At 34.9% G+C, this 3,132-nt stretch carries 7 protein-coding genes; all 7 read left to right on the forward strand.

The features are described 5' to 3' along the window. Positions 1–194: 194 nt before the first annotated feature. The 7 genes from J7J33_02105 to trmD all read left to right on the forward strand — a co-directional run bounded on the left by J7J33_02105 (position 195) and on the right by trmD (position 3,105). A complete protein-coding gene (locus J7J33_02105) occupies positions 195–542 on the forward strand; it encodes a cupin domain-containing protein (protein MCD6168082.1) in 348 nt (115 codons plus the stop codon). 105 nt (positions 543–647) lie between these two features. Continuing rightward, positions 648–905, forward strand: a complete 258-nt coding sequence (gene rpsP / locus J7J33_02110) for a 30S ribosomal protein S16 (GenBank protein MCD6168083.1) — start codon at positions 648–650, stop codon at positions 903–905. Continuing rightward, positions 902–1,132 (forward strand): KH domain-containing protein, encoded by a 231-nt coding sequence (locus J7J33_02115; GenBank protein ID MCD6168084.1) that lies wholly within the window; start codon positions 902–904, stop codon positions 1,130–1,132. Before rpsP ends, J7J33_02115 begins: the two co-directional genes overlap by 4 nt. 61 nt (positions 1,133–1,193) lie before the next feature. Next, positions 1,194–1,433 (forward strand): KH domain-containing protein, encoded by a 240-nt coding sequence (locus J7J33_02120; protein MCD6168085.1) that lies wholly within the window; start codon positions 1,194–1,196, stop codon positions 1,431–1,433. An 8-nt stretch (positions 1,434–1,441) separates the two neighbouring features. Further along, the gene (locus tag J7J33_02125) at positions 1,442–1,846 is read left to right on the forward strand and encodes a hypothetical protein (protein MCD6168086.1); all 405 of its coding nucleotides are present in this window, start codon (positions 1,442–1,444) and stop codon (positions 1,844–1,846) included. Then, on the forward strand, positions 1,839–2,342 hold the full coding sequence (gene rimM, locus J7J33_02130; protein MCD6168087.1) for a 16S rRNA processing protein RimM: 504 nt from the start codon (positions 1,839–1,841) through the stop codon (positions 2,340–2,342). Before J7J33_02125 ends, rimM begins: the two co-directional genes overlap by 8 nt. A gap of 1 nt (position 2,343) precedes the next feature. Beyond that, entirely contained in the window at positions 2,344–3,105 is a 762-nt protein-coding gene (gene trmD / locus J7J33_02135; protein MCD6168088.1) for a tRNA (guanosine(37)-N1)-methyltransferase TrmD, read from the forward strand. Positions 3,106–3,132 lie beyond the last annotated feature (27 nt).

Consider the following 3,132-nt stretch of genomic DNA (forward strand, 5'->3'; position numbering starts at 1 on the left):
GCCACTCTTAGACATACAAGACATCTTATATACCTTTAATTTTATCTCTCCTTTTTAAGAACTAAGTATCAAATTTATTTTATCACTTTTAAAATTAATGAATATTTTTAATGTCTGGACAGGAGGAGGGAGGGGAGTAAAATAAAAGGGATGGAATAAATAATCAAATAATTTTTTATGAGGAGGAAAGAGTAATGAAGATAGTTATCAACACAGAGGAGGGAGAGTGGGTTCCTCATTCAACAGCAAGAGGTGTTCTTGTTAAACCCCTTATAACAAAAAAGGAGTTTGGAGAAGATAGTCCATCAATCCTTCTTGTAAAAATTCCAAAAGGTGCCATTGTTCCAGAACATATACACGAGGAAAGCGAGGATATTCTTTACATTCTATCAGGACATGCAAAGATGTTTGTTGAAGAAATAGGAGAGTTTGAAATTGAAAAAGGAATGCTAATACGAGTTCCCAGAGGTATGAAACACTCAATTTATGATGTTACAGAGGATCTTTTAGTCTATGATGTATTCTCTCCCGGTACAATTTAATTTTTAAAATGACTTTAAATATCATTATGCAACTACTTGACAAGTTGCTCAAATTAGATAAAATTTTACATAGACCTGTTTCCTTAAATTTCGGAGGTGAAAAGGTTGGTAAAGATTAAGTTAAGAAGAATGGGAAAGAAGAAAGAGCCCACATTTAGAGTAGTTGTAATTGATGAAAGAAAGGCACCCAAAAGTTCTTATATTGAAAGTTTGGGCTTTTACAATCCACGCTCCGAACCACCAATTATTAAAGTTGACATGGAGCGCTTGGAGCACTGGTTGAGTATGGGCGCTCAACCTACAGAATCCGTCAAAAACATCATTAAAAAGTTAAAAGCAAAGTCTAAGGAGGTAGAAGCATGAAGGACTTGGTAGAAGAGATCGTAAAGGCATTAGTGGATCATCCTGACGAAGTTCAGGTCAATGCAGTTGAGGGTGAACAGGCTGTAGTTTATGAAGTAAAAGTTAGCCCCGATGATATCGGGAAAGTCATTGGGAAACAGGGAAGAACAGCAAACGCATTAAGAACTCTTGTTAGGGCAGCAGCAAGTAAAACTGGAAAGAATGCTATGGTAAACATTCTCTCTTAAAGAATCATCCCCCGGTATACCGGGGGAATTTTCAAATTCTTTTTGAAAAAGGAGGTAGAAAATGGCAGATGTAACAGGAATCCTTGAAAAGTTAGTAAAAGTTATTGTTGATTATCCTGAGAAGGTGGAGATTAACAAGATTGAGGGAACCCAGACAGTTATCTATGAGTTAAAGGTTGGACCAGAGGATGTAGGAAAGGTTATTGGAAGACAGGGAAGAACAGCAGAGGCAATAAGAACAATAGTTCAGGCAATTTCAAGAAAATCTGGTAAAAACACAATTGTTACAATTCTATCGTAGGTGGTTTAGTGTTATTAAAACGTAAGGTTGTTGTAAAATCAATAGTAACTGAGGGATTAAAAAAGGAATTACTCGGGAAGTTAGAGGAGTTAATAAAGTTATCTGAGAAGAGGCTAAGCGATATAAGTTCTGAAGAGAAAAAGTTTCTTCTGAGGGCTCCAACACTGGAGCCTTCTTACATTCAATTTGTCAAGAACAAGATTAATGAGGAGAAGGCTCAGGAAGAGAATATAAAGGCACAACTGTTAAATGAGAAGGAAAGAGTTAAGAACTTAAAGGAAGGAGAATTTTATATACATGGAATAGTTGAGGGATTTGTGGAAATAAAGGAGGGTGATGACTACTGGAAGAAACTTGAAGAAGGAGAAATAATACTAAAGGATGGTAAAGTAATAGAAATAAAGAATGAGTAAGTGGATTACAATTGGAAAAATTGTCTCCATCTGGGGGAAAAATGAGGGATTTGTAGTTTATCCTATGACAGATAATTTAGAAAGATTCAATGCATTAAACTACATATTTGTTCAAAAAGAGAATGAAGAACCAAGAAAGATTCCTGTCAAAGAGATCTTTTACAAAAAGAACACAGTCGTTGTGAAAGTGAAGTTTGATAAAACACTTTCCCTTAAAGAATTTGTTGGTAATTTTCTTGTAATCTCAGAGGATATGCTTCCATCTCTTCCAGACGGCGAATATTATGTTTATAGATTGATTGGTTTGAAAGTCTTTACTGAAGAAGGAGAATTTATTGGGAAAGTGAAGGATATAATGCCAAACCCGGCTGCCAACGATGTGATAGTTGTATCAAGAGAAGGAGAAAAAGACCTATTACTACCATTCATTAAAGAGATTCTTGTTGAAATTGATTTAAAGAATAAAAAAATGATCCTTAAAAAGATATGGGATTAACATGGAGTTTATAGTAATAACAATTTTTAGAGAAATATTTGATACATATTTTAACAGCGGTTTGCCAAAGAAAGGGATTGATAGGGGAGTTATCTCCTATAAAATTGTATCTCCAAGAGATTTTACACAGGATAAACACAGGAAGGTCGACGATTATACATACGGTGGGGGACCTGGAATGCTTATGATGTTTCCTCCAGTTAAAAAATCCATTGATAGAGCAAGGGAAATAAACAGTAAAACTCATGTTATTCTTCTCTCCCCGCAGGGAATTAAGTTCAATCAGGAGATGGCAAAGGAATTGAGTAAACTTGAATCCATCACATTGGTGTGTGGTCATTATGAGGGTATTGATGAGAGAATAAAAAACTTCATTGATGAGGAGATTTCCATTGGAGACTTTATAACTTCAGGAGGAGAAATCCCTGCCCTTGTTGTAATTGATAGTGTAATAAGATTAATTCCTGAGTTTCTTGAAAAAGAGGAAACGATTAAAAAAGAGAGTTTTGAGGATAAACTTTTGGAGTATCCTCAGTATACAAGACCAGAAACATTTGATGGCTACAGGATACCTGAAATATTAAAGTCAGGTCATCATAAGAAAATAAACCTGTGGAGAAAAAGGGAGATGTTAAAAAGAACTCTGCTTCTTCGTCCGGATCTTCTTATGAACAGAGAGTTAACAGAAGAGGAAAAGGAACTCATTAAAGATATCTTTAATGAATTTATGGAAAATATGAATAAAATCCTTAAAAGGGAATGAATACCTACATAGGACTTGTTCATTATC

This window comes from Caldisericia bacterium (genome assembly GCA_021158845.1).
Lineage (GTDB): Bacteria > Caldisericota > Caldisericia > B22-G15 > B22-G15 > B22-G15.

What these genes read in the sequence shown, in the direction of transcription:
- J7J33_02115 (MCD6168084.1), top strand. Translation starts at nt 902, where the DNA reads ATGAAGGACTTGGTAGAAGAGATCGTAAAGGCATTAGTGGATCATCCT.
- trmD (MCD6168088.1), top strand. Translation starts at nt 2,344, where the DNA reads ATGGAGTTTATAGTAATAACAATTTTTAGAGAAATATTTGATACATAT.
- J7J33_02105 (MCD6168082.1), top strand. Translation starts at nt 195, where the DNA reads ATGAAGATAGTTATCAACACAGAGGAGGGAGAGTGGGTTCCTCATTCA.
- J7J33_02120 (MCD6168085.1), top strand. Translation starts at nt 1,194, where the DNA reads ATGGCAGATGTAACAGGAATCCTTGAAAAGTTAGTAAAAGTTATTGTT.
- rimM (MCD6168087.1), top strand. Translation starts at nt 1,839, where the DNA reads ATGAGTAAGTGGATTACAATTGGAAAAATTGTCTCCATCTGGGGGAAA.